Below are 16,368 nucleotides of genomic sequence, written 5' to 3' on the forward strand. Positions count from 1 at the left end.
ATCCCTGCATGACAGGGAGCGACTGGCCGCGCCGCCCTTGCAGCGGCACGGCCATGCAACTCAGCGCAGCCCGGTCTCGTTGCGGGCGATCACCAGGCGCTGGATCTCCGAGGTGCCCTCGTAGATCTCGGTGATCTTGGCATCACGGAAGTAGCGCTCCAGCGGCATTTCCTTGGAGTAGCCCATGCCGCCGTGGATCTGCACGGCCTGGTGGGTGATCCACATCGCCGCTTCCGAAGCGGTCAGCTTGGCAATGGCCGCTTCATTGCTGAAGCGCTTGCCCTGGCCCTTCACCCACGCTGCGCGCAGGGTCAGCAGCAGCGCTGCGTCTAGCTTGCACTTCATGTCGGCGATCTTGGCCTGGGTCATCTGGAAGGTGCCGATTGCGGCGCCGAATGCCTTGCGCTCCTTCACATACTCGATCGTCGCTTCATAGGCGGCGCGGGCGATGCCGATGGCCTGCGAAGCAATGCCGATGCGGCCAGCATCGAGCACGCCCATGGCGATCTTGAAGCCCTCGCCTTCCTGGCCCAGCACGTCTTCGGCCTGCGCCACGTAATCGTTGAACTCGATCTCGCAGGTGGCCGAGGCACGGATGCCCAGCTTGGGCTCGGTCTTGCCACGACCGAAACCGGCTTTGTCGGTATCGATGATGAAAGCAGTGATGCCGCGCGCGCCCTTGTCCGGCTCGCTCATCGCGAACAGCACGATGTACTTGGCCACCGGGCCGGAGGTGATCCAGCTCTTCTTGCCATTGATGACGAAGGTGCCGTCGGCCTGCTTCACCGCGCGGCAGCGCATGGCGGTGGCGTCGGAGCCGGACTGCGGCTCGGTCAACGCGAACGCGCCGATGGCAGTGCCTTCGGCGATGGCACGCACGTAGGTCTGCTTCTGCTGCTCCGTACCATGGGTGAGGATGCCATTGCAGAACAGCGAGTTGTTGACCGACATGATGGTCGAGTGGGCTGCGTCGGCGGCGGCGACCTCCACCATCGCCAGCACGTACGCAACCGGGTCCATGCCCGCACCGCCGTATTCGGTCGGCACTTCGATGCCCATCAGGCCGTTCTCGCCCAGCAGGCGGATGTTGTCCAGCGGGAACTCGCCCGTGCGGTCATGGTGCTCTGCGCTGGGGGCGATCTTTTCCTGCGCGATGCGCCGCGCCACGTCCTGCAGCATCAACTGCTCTTCGGTAAAGCTGAAATCCACAACACCCTCCCGGGTACATGAAGTTATGGGCTGCATACGGCGCGCCCAGGTGTCCCGATTGTACCGGGGCCCGGCGGTTTCCGTACGCTGGCGACTTGACCGCGGCAGGCCTTCTCGGCGAATATATCTCTATATCGCGATAGGTAGATATTTATGGATCTGGAAGACTGGTCGACCCGCCTGAAGGTGTTCGCCGATGCCACCCGCGTGCGCCTGCTGGCGCTGCTGGAGCAGGAAGAACTGACCGTGGCCGAACTGTCGGCGATCACCCGGCTGGCGCAGCCGCGCGTGTCCACCCACCTGGCGCGCCTGAAGGAAGCCGGCCTCGTCCGCGACCGCCGTGCCGGCGTGTCGGCCTACTACCGCTTCGACGAGGCCCAGCTGGACCCGGCGCAGCGTGCATTGTGGCATGCCTTGAGCAACGGAAGCGACGACCCGTTGCTGCGGCAGGATGCCGAGCGGGTGGCTGCAGTGCTGGCCCACCGCGCCTCGGACCAGAACTGGGCCGACAGCGTGGCCGGCGACATGGAGCGCCACTACTCTCCGGGCCGTACCTGGGAGGCGCTGGCGCGCACCGCCCTGCCGTTGCTGGAAACCGGCGACGTGCTGGACATCGCCTCCGGTGACGGCGTGCTGGCCGAACTGGTCGCCCCCCACGCCAAGCGCTACATCTGCATCGATACCAGCGCGCGCGTGGTCGCGGCCGCCAGCGAGCGCCTGCGCCGGCTGCCCAATGTGGAGGTGCGCGAGGGCGACATGCATGCCCTGCCGTTCAAGGACGGCAGCTTCGACCTGGTGGTGCTGATGCACGCGCTGACCTACGCCAGCAAACCGGCACAGGCGGTGACCGAAGCCGCACGCGTACTGCGCCCGGGCGGTCGCCTGCTGCTGTGCAGCCTGGCCCGCCACGAGCACAAGGCGGCGGTGGAGGCCTATGGCCACGTCAACCTCGGCTTCAGCGACAAGGAGCTGCGCAAGTTCGTCGACAAGGCCGGCCTGCAGGTATCCAGCCTGGAGACGGTCACCCGCGAAAAGCGTCCGCCGCACTTCGAAGTGATTTCGCTGATCGCCAACAAGCCCTGAGCCCGAGACCGCCATGCCTGCCCTGCCCTGGTTGCATCCTGATCGTGCCAATGCCCTGCTCGACGCCCTGCGCGAGCGGATCCTGATCATCGACGGTGCGATGGGCACCATGATCCAGCGCCATGGCCTGCAGGAAGGCGACTACCGCGGCGAGCGTTTCGCCGGTGGGTATGACCATGCGCACGGCCCCGGCTGCGACCACGGCGCGCCGGAAGGCCATGACCTGAAGGGCAACAACGATCTGCTGCTGTTGACCCGGCCGCAGGTCATCGCCGACATCCATACCGCTTACCTGGACGCCGGCGCGGACCTGGTCGAGACCAACACCTTCAACGCCACCTCGGTCAGCCAGGCCGACTACCACCTCGAACACCTGGTGTACGAGCTGAACAAGGCCGGGGCCGCGGTCGCACGCACCTGCTGCGATGCCGTGGCCGCGACCACGCCGGGCAAACCGCGCTTCGTGATCGGGGTGATCGGCCCTACCAGCCGCACCGCCTCGATCAGCCCCGACGTCAATGATCCCGGCTTCCGCAACACCAGCTTCGACGAGTTGCGCGACACCTATCGCGAAGCCATCGAGGGCCTGATCGACGGCGGCGCCGACACCCTCATGGTCGAGACCATCTTCGATACCCTCAACGCGAAAGCCGCGCTGTATGCGCTGGAGGAAGCCTTCGACGCGCGTGGCGCACGCCTGCCCGTGATGATTTCCGGCACCATCACCGATGCCTCCGGGCGCACGCTGTCCGGGCAGACCGCCGAGGCCTTCCATGCGTCACTGGCGCATGCACGCCCGCTGTCGATCGGCTTGAACTGCGCGTTGGGCGCCGATGCGATGCGCCCGCACGTGGAAACCCTCTCGCAGGTCGCCGACTGCTACGTCAGCGCGCATCCCAACGCAGGCCTGCCCAATGCCTTCGGCGAGTACGACGAGACGCCCGAGGACATGGCCGGTACCCTGCGTGGTTTCGCCGAGGATGGCCTGTTGAACCTGGTCGGCGGCTGCTGCGGTTCCACCCCCGACCACATCCGTGCGATCGCCCAGGCCGTGGCCGGGCTGCCGCCACGCGCCCTGCCCGGCGCACAGGAGCAGCAGGCCGCATGAGCACCTCGCCTTACACCCGCCTGTCCGGCCTGGAACCCCTGGTCATCACTCCGGACCTGCTGTTCATCAACGTCGGCGAACGCACCAACGTCACCGGCAGTGCGCAGTTCCGCAAGCTCATCAAGGAAGGCCGCTACGAAGAAGCGGTGGACGTGGCCCGCCAGCAGGTCGCCAGCGGCGCGCAGATCCTCGACGTCAACATGGACGAGGGCCTGATCGATTCGGAAGCGGCGATGACCCGCTACCTCAACCTGATCATGTCCGAGCCGGACATCGCCCGCATCCCGGTCATGGTCGACTCCTCCAAGTGGAGCGTCATCGAAGCCGGCCTGAAGTGCCTGCAGGGCAAGAGCGTGGTCAATTCGATCTCGCTGAAGGAAGGCGAGGCGCTGTTCCGCGAGCACGCGCGCAAGGTGCTGCGCTACGGTGCCGCCGCAGTGGTAATGGCGTTCGACGAAAGCGGCCAGGCCGACACCTGTGCGCGCAAGGTCGAGATCTGCACCCGCGCCTACCGCATCCTGGTCGACGAGATCGGCTTCCCGCCCCAGGACATCATCTTCGACCCGAACATCTTCGCCGTCGCCACCGGCATCGAAGAGCACGACAACTATGCGGTGGACTTCATCGAAGCCACCCGCATCATCAAGCAGACCCTGCCGCACTGCCACGTCTCCGGTGGCGTCTCCAACGTCTCGTTCTCGTTCCGCGGCAACGAAACGGTGCGCCAGGCCATCCACTCGGTGTTCCTGTACCACGCCATTGCCGCCGGCATGGACATGGGCATCGTCAACGCCGGCGCCATGCCGATCTACGACGAACTGGAGCCGGAGCTGCGCGAGCGCGTCGAGGACGTGATCCTCAACCGCCGCAGCGATGCCACCGAGCGCCTGCTGGAGATCGCCGAGCGCTACAAGGGCAGGAAGGGCGCGGCGAAGACCGAAGACCTCGCCTGGCGTGAGAAGCCGGTCGCGCAGCGCCTGGCGCATGCCCTGGTGCACGGCCTGGATGCCTGGGTCGAGGAAGACACCGAGCTGGCCCGGCAGGCCTCCAGCCGCCCGCTGGACGTGATCGAGGGTCCGTTGATGGACGGCATGAACATCGTCGGCGACCTGTTCGGTGCCGGCAAGATGTTCCTGCCGCAGGTGGTAAAATCCGCACGCGTGATGAAGAAGGCCGTGGCCTACCTCCTGCCGTACATCGAAGCGGAGAAGGCGCGCAGCGGTGACACCGCCAAGAGCAACGGCAAGATCATCATGGCCACGGTGAAGGGCGACGTGCATGACATCGGCAAGAACATCGTCGGCGTGGTCCTGGCCTGCAACAACTTCGAGGTGGTCGACCTCGGCGTGATGGTGCCGGCGCAGAAGATCCTCGATGCCGCGCGCGAGCACAACGCCGACCTGATCGGCCTGTCCGGACTGATCACCCCGTCGCTGGAGGAGATGAGCCACGTCGCCCGCGAGATGGAGCGCCAGGGCTTCGACCTGCCGCTGCTGATCGGCGGCGCCACCACCTCACGCGCGCACACCGCGCTGAAGATCGACCCCCATTACAAGGCGCCGACGGTGTGGGTGAAGGATGCCTCGCGCGCGGTGGGCGTGGCCCAGTCACTGATCTCGCGCGACCTGCGCGAAGCCTTCGTCGCCGCCAACGAAGCCGACTATGCCGAGATTCGTGCCCGCCACCGCAACCGTGGCGACGCCAAGCGCCTGGTCACGCTGGAACACGCGCGTGGGCAGAAATTCCAGGGCGGCTGGGACAGCTACACGCCACCGGCACCGGACCAGCCCGGCCTGCACGTATTCGACGACTACCCGTTGGCTGAACTGGTCGACTACATCGACTGGACGCCGTTCTTCCAGGCCTGGGAGCTGGCCGGCAAGTTCCCGGCCATCCTCACCGACGAGATCGTCGGCACCGAGGCCAGTGAACTTTACAAGGACGCCCGCGCGATGCTCGACCGCATCGTCGATGAGAAATGGCTGACCGCCAAAGCCGTGTTCGGCCTGTGGCCGGCCAACAGCATCGGCGACGACGTGCGCGTGCAGCACCCGCAGGGCGAAACCACCCTGCATTTCCTGCGCCAGCAGGTGGACAAACCGGCCGAGCGCCCGGATTTCTGCCTGGCCGATTTCATCGCGCCCGCCGACAGTGGCAAGCAGGACTGGATCGGCGCGTTCGCGGTCACTGCCGGTATCGGCATCGACGCGCACGTCGCGCGCTTCGAGGCCGAGCATGACGACTACAACGCGATCCTGCTGAAGGCCCTTGCCGACCGCTTCGCCGAGGCGCTGGCCGAGCGCCTGCACCAGCGCGTGCGTACCGAGTTCTGGGGCCATGAGCGCGCCGAGACGCTGGACAACGAAGCCCTGATCAACGAGCAGTACCGCGGCATCCGCCCCGCACCGGGCTATCCCGCCTGCCCGGAGCACAGCGAAAAACGCCGCCTGTTCGACCTGCTGCAGGCCGAAGCGAACGCCGGCATGGCGCTGACCGAGAGCTTCGCGATGCTGCCCACGGCCGCTGTCTCGGGCTATTACTTCAGCCATCCGCAGAGCCAGTACTTCGTGGTCGGCCGCCTCAGCCGAGAGCAGGTCAGCGACTACGCCCGCCGCAAAGGCGTGGACCGTGCCCAGGCCGAACGCTGGCTCGCCTCCAACCTCGACTACGACCCCGAATGACACAAAAAAGGGGACGGAGGGGATTAAGTCGCTGATGCACGAACGACCAAATCCCCTCTGTCCCCTTTTTGCCTCATCATTCCGCGATGACCGTTCCCGTTGCCCGCCTCTCCAGCTTCTACCTGTTCTACTACGCGGCGCTGGGCGCGTTTACTCCGTACTGGAGCCTGTTCCTGACCGCGCGCGGCATGAGCGTGACCGCCATCAGCGTGATGATGGGCCTGTGGTACGCCACCCGCGTGATCGCGCCCAGCACCTGGACTTCGCTGGCGGCCGCATCACCGCGACCGATCCGCCTGCTGCGCATCGGCTGCGTGCTGACCCTGCTCAGCTTCGCGGTCTTCCTGCTGCCGCTGCCGCAGCCGTGGATGTACCCGGCAATGGTGGTGTTCTGCCTCTTCTACAACGCGGTCATGCCGCAGTTCGAGTCGATCACCCTCACCCACCTGGGCAACGACAGCCATCGCTACGGGCTGATCCGGGTCTGGGGCTCGCTCGGCTTCATCGCCGTCGTGACCCTGTTCGGCTGGCTGATCGAAGGCGACGGCACGGCCAGCCGCGCCGGGCTGCTGCCGTGGATGATGCTGCCACTGTTCGCGCTGCTGGTCGTCTCGGCCTTCAGCAACCACTACGCACGCGGCATCGGCAAGACCGACGGCGACGCCAGCGGCTTCTGGCAGATCGTGCGCCGCCCGCCGGTGCTGGCGTTCTTCCTGGCTGCTTTCATGGAGCAGCTGTCATTCGGTCCGTACTACACGTTCTTTTCGGTCTACATGGACCATCATGGCTACCGCACCTCCACCCTGGGCTTGTTGTGGACCATCGGCGTGGTCTTCGAAGTAGGCGTGTTCTTCACCATCGGCCGCTTCTTCCGCCGCTATGACGCCAGCTGGATGCTGCTGATCGCGCTGGTCAGTTCCTGCCTGCGTTGGGCCGTGACCGCACTGTTTCCGGAAAACCTGCCGGTGATGCTGCTGGCACAGACCGCGCACGCGCTGGGCTTTGCGGCGTTCTTCGCTGCAGCGATGCAGATGCTGGCGACCTACTTCCCCGGTCGCCTCAATGGGCATGGCCAAGGGCTGCTGTACGGATTCTCGTCCGGCGTCGGTGGCGTGCTCGGCGCACTCATTGCCGGCCAGCTGTGGAAGATCGACGACGGCCGCACCGCATTCCTGGCCGGCAGCGGCTTCGCCCTGATTGGCGCACTGCTCTGCTTCTTCGCATTGAGCCTGCCGCTGATCCGTGCGCGACACAGCACCCGCCCCCTCTGACGAGAACGCCGGGCGACGCCCGGCGTTTCAATCATCCTGCAGGCCCTTTACCAGACCAGGTCGTCCGGCACCTGGTATTGCGGGTCCGCGTACGGATCTTCCTCGGCCGGCGCATTCGGGTCGACCTTAAGCGCCACTGATGCGGCGAACACCGCCTCGGACTGCGCCAGCACCTCGGCGGTCACCAGCAGGTAGCGGCCATTGAGCTGGACCACGCCCAGCTCACCGGCGTTGAGCGCGGTCAGCTGTTCGGCGGTCACATAGATGCGCTTGATCTTGCCGCCGTACGGGAAGTGGCGGGCAATGTCCGCCGCTTCGGCATTCAGGCCCTTGTCCTTCAGCAGTTCTTCCAGCTTGGCCTTGGCCTCGCGGCGCACACGCGCTTCTTCCTGCTTCAGGCGCTCGGTCTCGATGCGCTCTTCCTTTTCCTTCTGCGCGCGGATGGCATAGGCCTTGGCCAGGTCCATCTCTTCGGCGCTGCGCGGCTTGCGCGGGCCCTGCTGGCCCGGGCCACGCGACTGGCCGGGCTTGCCCGGGCCGCCATGGCCATGCCCACGACGCTCGCCGGGCTTGTGCTCGCCCTTGCCAGCGCCCTGCGGCTTTCCATTGCCGTTGCCACCCTTGCCCTGCGGGCGGCCATCACGGCGGGGGCCATCATTCTTGCGCTCGGGCTTGGGCGCAGGCTTGAAGCCCAGGCCCATCAGCTGGTCGCGGAGGGTATCGCTCATAGGATTCGGATCAGTAGTGCGGCGGCGGCGGTTCGCTCGCCGGATCGGAAGAATTCAGCGCGTTGCGGACCTTGCCCAGGTCTTCCAGCAGCACGCGCAGCACGTCGGCGTTGCGCATGCCCTGCATGCGGGCATCGGCCAGCGCATCGCTCAGTTCGGCCAGCGCCTGTTCCTGGAAGGACACGCGCATTTCCAGTTCGACCAGGCGCGCTTCCAGCGCCTGCTCGCGTTCGGTTGGCAGCAGATCAGACATGCAGCGAGCGCCCCCGGCCAATGCCGTAATACGCCAGGCCCGCTGCTTCCACGTCCGCCGGCTCGTACAGGTTGCGGCCGTCGAACACCACCGCGTCCTTCAACTGCTCACGCAACTTCTGGAAATCGGGGCTGCGGAACTGCTTCCACTCGGTAACCACGACCAGTGCATCAGCGCCCTGCAGCGCCTCGTTGGCAGTGCTGCAGAACACCAGGTCATCGCGTTCACCGAAGATGCGCTGCGACTCGTGCATCGCTTCCGGATCGTAGGCACGCACCGTCGCACCGCCTTCCCACAGCTGCGCCAGCAGGCGACGGCTGGAGGCTTCGCGCATGTCGTCGGTGTTCGGCTTGAACGCCAGGCCCCACACGGCAAAGGTCTTGCCACGCACGCCTTCGTCCTCGCCCTTGTCGTAATGGCGCTGGATCAGGGCGAACAGATGGCCCTTCTGCGCATCGTTGACCGCTTCCACCGCGTTCAGCAGTTTCGGCTCCAGGCCGGCCTGCTGCGCGGTGCGGGCCAGCGCCTGCACATCCTTGGGGAAGCACGAGCCGCCGTAGCCGGCGCCCGGGTAGATGAAATGCCAGCCGATGCGCGGATCCGAGCCGATGCCCTGGCGGACCTGCTCGACATCGGCACCGACACGTTCGGCGATGTTGGCGATTTCGTTCATGAACGAGATCTTGGTCGCCAGCATCGCGTTGGCGGCGTACTTGGTCAGCTCGGCCGAACGCACGTCCATTTCCACCACGCGGTCGTGGTTGCGGTTGAACGGTGCATACAGGCGCCGCATCACCGCCACCGACTCGGCGCTGGTCGCACCGATGATGATGCGATCCGGGCGCATGCAGTCGGCAACGGCGTCGCCTTCCTTCAGGAATTCCGGGTTGGACACCACGTCGAAGGCGATGTCGGCACCACGTACCGCCAGCTCTGCGGCAATGGCGGCACGCACCTTGTCGGCGGTGCCCACCGGCACCGTCGACTTGTTGACCACCACGGTCGGCACGCTCATGTGCCGGCCGATGGTGCGGGCCACGGCCAGCACGTACTGCAGATCGGCGCTGCCATCTTCGTCCGGCGGCGTGCCGACGGCGATGAACACGACCTGGCCGTGGTCGATCGCGGCCGCGGCATCGGTGGTGAACGCCAGCCGCGAGGCGGCGTGGTTGGCCTTCACCATCGGTTCCAGGCCCGGCTCATAGATCGGGATGATGCCCTGGTTGAGGCCATCGACCTTGGCCTGGTCGATATCGACGCAGACCACCTGGTGGCCGACGTCGGCCAGGCAGGTACCGGTCACCAGCCCTACATAACCGGTACCGAAAATCGCAACGCGCATGTCCGTGCAGGCTCCGTGGTCGCTTACGGCAGGACGCCCAGCAGCTCGACGTCGAACGTCAGAGTCGCGTTCGGGCCGATCGGGCCACCCGGGGTACCGTTCTCACCGTAGGCGAGCTCGCCCGGGATCCAGAAGCGGTACTTCGAACCGACCGGCATCAGCGCGACGCCTTCGGTCCAGCCCTTGATCACCTGGTCCAGGCCGAACTCGGCCGGCTGGCGACCGTAGGAGCTGTCGAACACAGTGCCGTTGAGCAGCTTGCCTTCGTAGTTCACGCGCACCTTGCTGCTCGGCAGCGGACGCTCGCCGCTACCCGGGCGGATGATCTGGTACTGCAGGCCCGACGAGGTGGTCACCACGCCCGGCTGGGTCTTGTTCTTGGCCAGGAACGCGTTGCCTTCCTCGCGGTTGGTCTGCGCGGCGGCAGCAGCCTTGGCCTGCATTTCGGCCTGCTTGCTGCCCATGAAGGCCTGGATGGTGGCGGTCGCGTCAGCTTCCGTCATCTTCGGCTGACCCTTGCTCAGGCCGGTGCTGATCGCGTCAAACAGCGAGGCGACGTCGATGTCGTCCTTCAGCTGTGCCAGCGACGGGCCGACCGAGTAGGAACCGATCATCTGCGACACTTTGACGCGATCGACCTTCGGCGGCTGCGAACCCGGGGCCATGCCGGGCACCTGCTGGCCGCTGCGGGCCATCACGACCTGGCGCAGCGCGGCATCGGTGGCCTTGGCCTGTTCCTGGGTGATCTGCGGCTGCAGGCCTTCGAACGAACGCTCCACGGCGGTGCGCAGCGCGGCCACATCGATCTCATCGGCGATCGGGGTGAACGACTTGGCGACATCAAGGCCGATGGCGTAGCCGAGCTTCTGCTTGGGGGAATTCAAGGTTGTGGTCTCCTTGGCGGCTGCGGGGGCAGCCGGTTGTTGCGACAGAGCGACACCCGAAGTGCCCATCGCCAGAATCAGAACCGACGCCGCGGCGCCGCGCATTCCCATCTTCATTCGCTGCATTCCTGGAAGTGTCTGGGCGCCGACGTCGGCGCGAAAAGAAACATTGTCGCACGCATGCCCGGGATGTCGAGGCATCCGTGCTGGATATCAATGTGTGGCGGCGGCGGCCAGCGCCTTGTCGATGGCCGCGGTCAGCTGCGGATCGTCCGGCGTGACCTTGCTGGCGAACTGGGCGATGACCTTGCCATCGCGGCCAACCAGGTACTTGTGGAAGTTCCAGCCCGGCGCCACACCGGTGGCTGCGGTCAGCCGCTGGTACAGCGGCGTGGCGTCCGCACCGACAACGTGCACCTTCTCGAACATCGGGAACTTGACGCCGTAGGTAAGCGTGCAGAAATCCTGGATCTGCTTCTCGTCACCCGGTTCCTGGCCCTTGAAATCGTTGGACGGGAAACCGAGCACGGCAAAGCCGCGGCCGGCATAACGCTTCTGCAGCGCCTCCAGGCCTTCGTACTGGGGGGTATAACCGCATCTGCTTGCGGTATTGACCACCAGCAGCACCTGCCCGTGGTAGCGCTGCTGCAGGTTGACCTGCTGCTTGCTGGCCAGCGGGCGATAGTCCAGGTCCAGCAGATCGGCCGCCAGCACATGAGCGGAACCGGCCAGGCCGGCCACCAGCAGGGTCAGCAGGGACAGGCCGCGCAGGCGGCGCGGGGAAACGGTCGACAGGGGCATCAGGAGTGGTCCGCGGTAGCCATTCACAAGGCCCGGCCACTGCCGGCCGGGAATCGGCCGAACTATAGCACCGGGCTCCGGCGCCCCTGATGGCACAGGCCTACCCGGGCTTTACGCGGCGTGGCGAATGCGCTGCCCGGGTGCGATCGACGATGCAGTGATGACATAGCATGGACATCACTGAATGGAAGGCAGGGCTTGATTGGCCCGCACGATAATTTTATTTCCCTTTAAAATCAAATGGATAATTGGATATTTCAGCGATTTGACCACCCGTGCCATCAGTTGGGGACGGCAAGGGGTTGCACGTAGGCGTGCCGGTGTTATAGTTGCATACAACACCAGTCACCTGAGACAGGGGGAAGCCATGAACGCCCGGATCCGTCGCAACCTCACCGCACCCGCGGCCGCTGCTGTTTCGACCCTGATCGTGCTGGCCTGGCTGGCCATGCCAACCGCCCCCGCCTCCACCGACAGTGCGCAGGACGCATCCGTTCCACCGGCCGGGAACGCCGATCCTTCCCCCCCTCCCCCGCGTCGGCTGCACAGCTCCCTGTCCATGCCGTATTTCTCGTTCGCACAGCCGCTGACCCCACGGAGCTGAATATGAGCGACATCCAGTGGAGCGACGGCGCTCCCATCTACCGTCAGTTGAAGGAGCGCGTGATCGCCATGATGCTCGACGGAATCCTCAAGCCGGGCGATGCCCTGCCTTCGGTGCGCCAGGTGGCCGCCGACTACCAGCTAAACCCCATCACCGTTTCGCGCGCTTACCAGGAACTGGCCGATGAAGGCCTGGTCGAGAAGCGCCGCGGCCTGGGCATGTTCATGACCGAGCAGGCGGCCACGCAGCTTCGCAGCAGCGAGCGCGAGCGCTTTCTCAACGAAGAATGGCCGGCGGTGCTGGAGCGCATCCAGCGCCTGGGCCTGAGCCTCGACGAATTGCTGCCCCAGGGGAACGTCTGATGAATAGCACTGCAAGTGAACCGGTCATCACCGCCCGAGGCCTGCGTAAGGCCTACAAGACCACCGTGGCCCTCGACAATGCCAGCTTCAGCATTCCGAGCGGGCGCATCGTCGGCCTGATCGGGCCCAATGGCGCCGGCAAGACCACCGCGCTGAAGGCCATCCTCGGCCTGACTTCGGTGGAAGGTGAGCTGAGCGTGCTCGGCCGCGACCCGCGGCTGCACCGCGACGAGCTGATGAACGACATCTGCTTCATTGCCGACGTCGCCGTGCTGCCGCGCTGGCTGAAGGTCCGCGAGGCGATCGATTTCGTGGCCGGCGTGCACCCGCGCTTCGACCGTGCCCGCTGCGAGCGCTTCCTGGCCAACACCAAGCTGCAGCCGAAGCAGCGCGTGCGCGAACTGTCCAAGGGCATGATCGTGCAGCTGCACCTGGCATTGGTGATGGCCATCGATGCCCGCATCCTGGTGCTGGACGAGCCCACCCTGGGCCTGGACATCCTGTACCGCAAGGAGTTCTACCAGCGCCTGCTGGAAGACTATTTCGACGAACAGAAGACCATCATCGTCACCACCCACCAGGTGGAGGAGATCGAGCACATCCTCAGCGACGTCATGTTCATCCGTGATGGCCGCATCGTGCTCGATGCAGAAATGGACGATGTCGGCCAGCGCTACACCGAACTACTGGTCAACGCCGACCAGCTGGAGACCGCGCGTGCGCTGAAGCCGATCGACGAGCGCAGCCTGACGTTCGGCAAGACGGTGATGCTGTTCGACGGCGTGCCGCGCGCCCAGCTTTCCACCCTTGGCGAGACCCGCAGCCCGGGCCTGGCCGACCTGTTCGTCGCCATCATGAAGGGGACCTACGCATGAATGCCGTCAACCACCCCGTCAGCCCGATGGGCACCCTGCGCTGGCTGCTCAAGCGCGAGTACTGGGAGAACCGTGGCGGTTTCCTGTATGCGCCGCTGATCGCCGGCCTGATCTCGCTGGTGATGAGCACCGTCGGCATCGCCTTCGGCCTGTTTGCGCTGAACCGTGCAGCGCGCAACGGCGCACTGCATGTCGACGGCGAGAGCGTGAACATCAACGGCCTGGACCTGGCCCTGCTGACCCGCGACATCAGTGCCAAGGACCTGACCGACCTCGGCAACGGCCTCGACCTGACCCTGGTACTCAGCTCGGCCTGGCCGTTCCTGGTGTTGGCCTTCGTGGTGTTCTTCTACTGCCTGGGCGCCCTGTACGACGACCGTCGCGACCGCAGCATCCTGTTCTGGAAGTCGCTGCCGCTGTCGGACACCCAGACCGTGCTGTCCAAGGTGATCAGCGCACTGATCGTGGCCCCGCTGATCGCGGTGATCGCCGGCATCATCACCATGTTCGGCTTCATGCTGGTGATCAGCATCGTCGCGCTGATGCACGGTGGCAGCCCGATGACCCTGATCTGGGGCCCGGCCAGCCCGTTGACCCTGGCCGCCGGTCACCTGGCCTGGATCCCGGTCTACGCCCTGTGGGCCCTGCCCACCGCCGGCTGGCTGCTGCTGTGCTCGGCCTGGGCCCGTACCAAGCCGTTCCTGTGGGCAGTGATGCTGCCGCTGTTCGCTGGCGTCATTGTCAGCACCACCAAGGTGATGCCGCTGATCGGCCTGACCACCGGCTGGTTCTGGCAGCACATCGTCGGCCGCCTGTTGCTGGGCGGCGTGCCGGGCACCGACCTGGTGTATCGCCTCAGCGCCGAGGAAGGCACGCGCCGCGATCTCGAATCGGTGGTCAGCCTGATGTCGCCGGCCTCGCAGCTGAAGTCACTGGCGATGCCGGAACTGTGGATCGGTGCCGCCGTCGGTGTCGTGTTCATCGTCCTCGCCATCCGCCTGCGCAAGCGCGCCGGCGAGATCTGATTCCATCCACCCGGAGGCACCACCCATGCGTTCCCTGCTCGCCTGTTCTGCGTTGTTGCTGTTGCCGCTGTCGGCGCTGGCCGCCGATGCTCCGAACTGCAAGTTCACCGCCGCCCGCACGCTGAAGCTGGATGTGGCCGGCGCCAGGGCGGTGGTACTGGAGGTGAACCAGCATGACCTGAAGGTCGTCGCCAGCAAGGGCGGTGGCCAGCTCGATGGCCGCGCCTGTGCCTCCAGCGAGGAATGGCTGGACCAGCTGGTGCTGGACCAGCGCAGGGAAGGCGACAAGCTGGTCGTCAGCCTGCGCCGCGACGGCCGCCACAACGGCATCACCCTGGGCAACAGCTATGCCTGGCTGGACATCCGCGGCAGCGTGCCGGACAACCTGCCACTGCAGCTGAAGGTCGGCTCCGGCGATGCCAGCGTGGACAACGCCCAGTCACTGAGCGTGGACGTCGGCTCGGGCGACGCGATCGTTCGCGGCACCCGGGGCAGCATCCACGCAGCGGTGGGTTCGGGTGACCTGGACATCGACGGCGGCGGCTCGCTGAACCTGCTGTCGCTCGGCTCCGGCGACGTCAAGGCGCGCAACATCGGCGGCGATGCGGTCACCGGCACTGTCGGTTCGGGTGACCTGAAGATCAGCGAAGTCCGCGGCAATGCACGGCTGGACACCGTCGGTTCCGGCGACATCGGGTTCAAGCGCGTGCAGGGCAACGTCGACGTCGGCGTGGTCGGCTCCGGTGATGTTGATCTGTCCGACATCGGCGGCAACGTGCATGTGCGCAGCCATGGTTCGGGCGACATCCAGGTGGACGGCGTACGCGGCAGCCTGACTGTCGACCATAGCGGCAGCGGCGATGTCGGCCACCGCAACGTCAGCGGCACGGTCACCCTGCCCCGCAAAAAGTAACCGCCACCGGACCGACTCGAGGGAATTGCCATGAACCTGCTGCGCCTGCTGCCTGCCACCCTGCTGTGCCTGCCGCTGATCGCCTGCGGCGGCACTTCTTCCACGCCCGATAAGACCGTCGGCAAGAGCGTCGCCGAGGCCACCAGCGGCGTCGGCCAGACCGTCAAGGAGGCCATGGTCGATGCCCGCAAGGACATCACCCAAGGCAACATCAAGATCTCCGCCGACAAGCAGCCGCGCGCGGAGATCACACCGGACGGCCACCTGTTGATCGACGGCAAGGACGTACCGGCCAACGAGGCCCAGCGCCGTCGGTTGCTGGAGTATCGCGGCCACGTCGTCGCCATTGCGATGGACGGCATGGATGTCGGCCTGGCCGGCGCCAAGCTCGGCGTCAACGCTGCCGGCGAGGCACTCAAGGGCATTTTCAGTGGCGACAGCGAAGGTATCGAGAAGCGGATCAACGCCGAAGCCGAGAAGATCGAGGCCCAGGCCAAGCGCATCTGCAACCGCCTGCCGGCGATGCTGGCCAGCCAGCAGGCACTTGCGCGCGAGCTGCCGGCGTTCAAGCCCTACGCCACGATGGACCAGAGTGACGTCGACGACTGCGGCAAGGACACCGTGGTTCTGCGCTAGGCCTGTGACAGATCAGCGCACCCGGCCGGCAGCGGCACCCCGCTGCCGGCCGCAGTGCGCCAGCCGGCATACAATGGCGGCCCCGGACGCCCCCGAACCGAATGCCATGAAGAAGTTGTTCCTGCTGCTGGCCGCCCTGCTCTGCCTGGGCCTGGTCGGCTGTGACAAGGATTATCGCAACCACCGCGCCGAGCGCGGCAAGCCCAAGATTTCCGTCAGCGAAGGCATGGTCACCGTGCGTCGCCCGCCGGCGCCGAACATCATCATCCTCGGCGATGGCTCGATGAAGGTGGACGAGATCCAGATTCCGCTGGACGAGGCACAGAAGCAGATGCTGCAGACCATGTTCGGCAAGCTGCAGGTGCTGCGCCAGAACACCCTGGTCGCCGCTCCGGCCGATCCCAACATGCAGCCGGTGAAAATCCAACCGCCGGAGGGCATGGAAGTAATTCCGGCTGACCTGATCCAGCGCATCCCGGAATTCAAGGATTACACCGACACGTTCGGCAACATCGTCGCCGACCGTCGCTGAAGAAAAACGCCGCCCAAGGGCGGCGTTCCTGCGTGTGGTGGGGTGCGGACCTTGGTCCGCA

Annotated in this window: 17 protein-coding genes; 11 read left to right on the plus strand and 6 right to left on the minus strand. The window is 65.9% G+C overall.

The window, feature by feature from the left end:
* Positions 1–60 precede the first annotated feature (60 nt).
* Positions 61–1,209, minus strand: coding sequence for an acyl-CoA dehydrogenase family protein (locus CCR98_RS13560; RefSeq protein ID WP_087923038.1), 1,149 nt, complete (start codon positions 1,207–1,209; stop codon positions 61–63).
* Positions 1,210–1,362: 153 nt separating this feature from the next.
* On the opposite strand from CCR98_RS13560, the gene CCR98_RS13565 reads away from it, so the two are divergent.
* The 4 genes from CCR98_RS13565 (at position 1,363) to CCR98_RS13580 (ending at position 7,352) form a co-directional block, all read left to right on the plus strand.
* Positions 1,363–2,292 carry a metalloregulator ArsR/SmtB family transcription factor gene (locus CCR98_RS13565; RefSeq protein WP_014037755.1) on the plus strand — a complete coding sequence of 310 codons (930 nt, stop codon included), beginning with the start codon at positions 1,363–1,365 and terminating at the stop codon, positions 2,290–2,292.
* Between the two features lie 13 nt (positions 2,293–2,305).
* Positions 2,306–3,400, plus strand: a complete 1,095-nt coding sequence (locus tag CCR98_RS13570) for a homocysteine S-methyltransferase family protein (protein WP_087923039.1) — start codon at positions 2,306–2,308, stop codon at positions 3,398–3,400.
* Positions 3,397–6,081, plus strand: coding sequence for a methionine synthase (metH, locus tag CCR98_RS13575; RefSeq protein ID WP_087923040.1), 2,685 nt, complete (start codon positions 3,397–3,399; stop codon positions 6,079–6,081). Before CCR98_RS13570 ends, metH begins: the two co-directional genes overlap by 4 nt.
* Before the next feature lie 86 nt (positions 6,082–6,167).
* On the plus strand, positions 6,168–7,352 hold the full coding sequence (locus CCR98_RS13580) for an MFS transporter (RefSeq protein ID WP_087923041.1): 1,185 nt from the start codon (positions 6,168–6,170) through the stop codon (positions 7,350–7,352).
* 47 nt (positions 7,353–7,399) lie between these two features.
* Here CCR98_RS13580 and CCR98_RS13585 read toward each other — a convergent pair whose 3' ends face one another.
* From CCR98_RS13585 to CCR98_RS13605, 5 genes are all read right to left on the minus strand, one after another.
* Positions 7,400–8,080, minus strand: coding sequence for a DUF2058 family protein (locus CCR98_RS13585; protein ID WP_049443189.1), 681 nt, complete (start codon positions 8,078–8,080; stop codon positions 7,400–7,402).
* 10 nt (positions 8,081–8,090) lie between these two features.
* Positions 8,091–8,333: a SlyX family protein gene (locus CCR98_RS13590; protein WP_005410256.1), complete on the minus strand. Its 243-nt coding sequence runs from the start codon at positions 8,331–8,333 to the stop codon at positions 8,091–8,093.
* On the minus strand, positions 8,326–9,675 hold the full coding sequence (locus CCR98_RS13595; protein WP_087923042.1) for a UDP-glucose/GDP-mannose dehydrogenase family protein: 1,350 nt from the start codon (positions 9,673–9,675) through the stop codon (positions 8,326–8,328). The genes CCR98_RS13590 and CCR98_RS13595 overlap by 8 nt, the downstream gene beginning before the upstream one ends.
* Before the next feature lie 23 nt (positions 9,676–9,698).
* Positions 9,699–10,676, minus strand: coding sequence for an FKBP-type peptidyl-prolyl cis-trans isomerase (locus tag CCR98_RS13600; RefSeq protein ID WP_087923043.1), 978 nt, complete (start codon positions 10,674–10,676; stop codon positions 9,699–9,701).
* A 96-nt stretch (positions 10,677–10,772) separates the two neighbouring features.
* The gene (locus CCR98_RS13605; RefSeq protein WP_087923044.1) at positions 10,773–11,360 is read right to left on the minus strand and encodes a glutathione peroxidase; all 588 of its coding nucleotides are present in this window, start codon (positions 11,358–11,360) and stop codon (positions 10,773–10,775) included.
* A 367-nt stretch (positions 11,361–11,727) separates the two neighbouring features.
* Between CCR98_RS13605 and CCR98_RS13610 the strand changes: the two genes are divergently transcribed.
* The 7 genes from CCR98_RS13610 to CCR98_RS13640 all read left to right on the plus strand — a co-directional run bounded on the left by CCR98_RS13610 (position 11,728) and on the right by CCR98_RS13640 (position 16,307).
* Positions 11,728–11,964: a hypothetical protein gene (locus tag CCR98_RS13610; RefSeq protein WP_087923045.1), complete on the plus strand. Its 237-nt coding sequence runs from the start codon at positions 11,728–11,730 to the stop codon at positions 11,962–11,964.
* A gap of 2 nt (positions 11,965–11,966) precedes the next feature.
* Complete coding sequence (locus tag CCR98_RS13615; RefSeq protein WP_005417481.1) at positions 11,967–12,326, plus strand: GntR family transcriptional regulator; 360 nt, start codon at positions 11,967–11,969, stop codon at positions 12,324–12,326.
* On the plus strand, positions 12,326–13,201 hold the full coding sequence (locus tag CCR98_RS13620; protein ID WP_087923046.1) for an ABC transporter ATP-binding protein: 876 nt from the start codon (positions 12,326–12,328) through the stop codon (positions 13,199–13,201). The genes CCR98_RS13615 and CCR98_RS13620 overlap by 1 nt, the downstream gene beginning before the upstream one ends.
* Positions 13,198–14,226: an ABC-2 transporter permease gene (locus tag CCR98_RS13625; protein WP_087923047.1), complete on the plus strand. Its 1,029-nt coding sequence runs from the start codon at positions 13,198–13,200 to the stop codon at positions 14,224–14,226. The genes CCR98_RS13620 and CCR98_RS13625 overlap by 4 nt, the downstream gene beginning before the upstream one ends.
* Positions 14,227–14,251: 25 nt before the next feature.
* Positions 14,252–15,139, plus strand: a complete 888-nt coding sequence (locus CCR98_RS13630; RefSeq protein WP_087923048.1) for a DUF2807 domain-containing protein — start codon at positions 14,252–14,254, stop codon at positions 15,137–15,139.
* A 30-nt stretch (positions 15,140–15,169) separates the two neighbouring features.
* Positions 15,170–15,775 (plus strand): hypothetical protein, encoded by a 606-nt coding sequence (locus tag CCR98_RS13635; RefSeq protein WP_087923049.1) that lies wholly within the window; start codon positions 15,170–15,172, stop codon positions 15,773–15,775.
* Between the two features lie 106 nt (positions 15,776–15,881).
* Positions 15,882–16,307: a hypothetical protein gene (locus CCR98_RS13640; RefSeq protein ID WP_042358832.1), complete on the plus strand. Its 426-nt coding sequence runs from the start codon at positions 15,882–15,884 to the stop codon at positions 16,305–16,307.
* Positions 16,308–16,368 lie beyond the last annotated feature (61 nt).

Origin of the sequence: Stenotrophomonas sp. WZN-1 (assembly GCF_002192255.1) — a bacterium.
Classification (GTDB): domain Bacteria; phylum Pseudomonadota; class Gammaproteobacteria; order Xanthomonadales; family Xanthomonadaceae; genus Stenotrophomonas.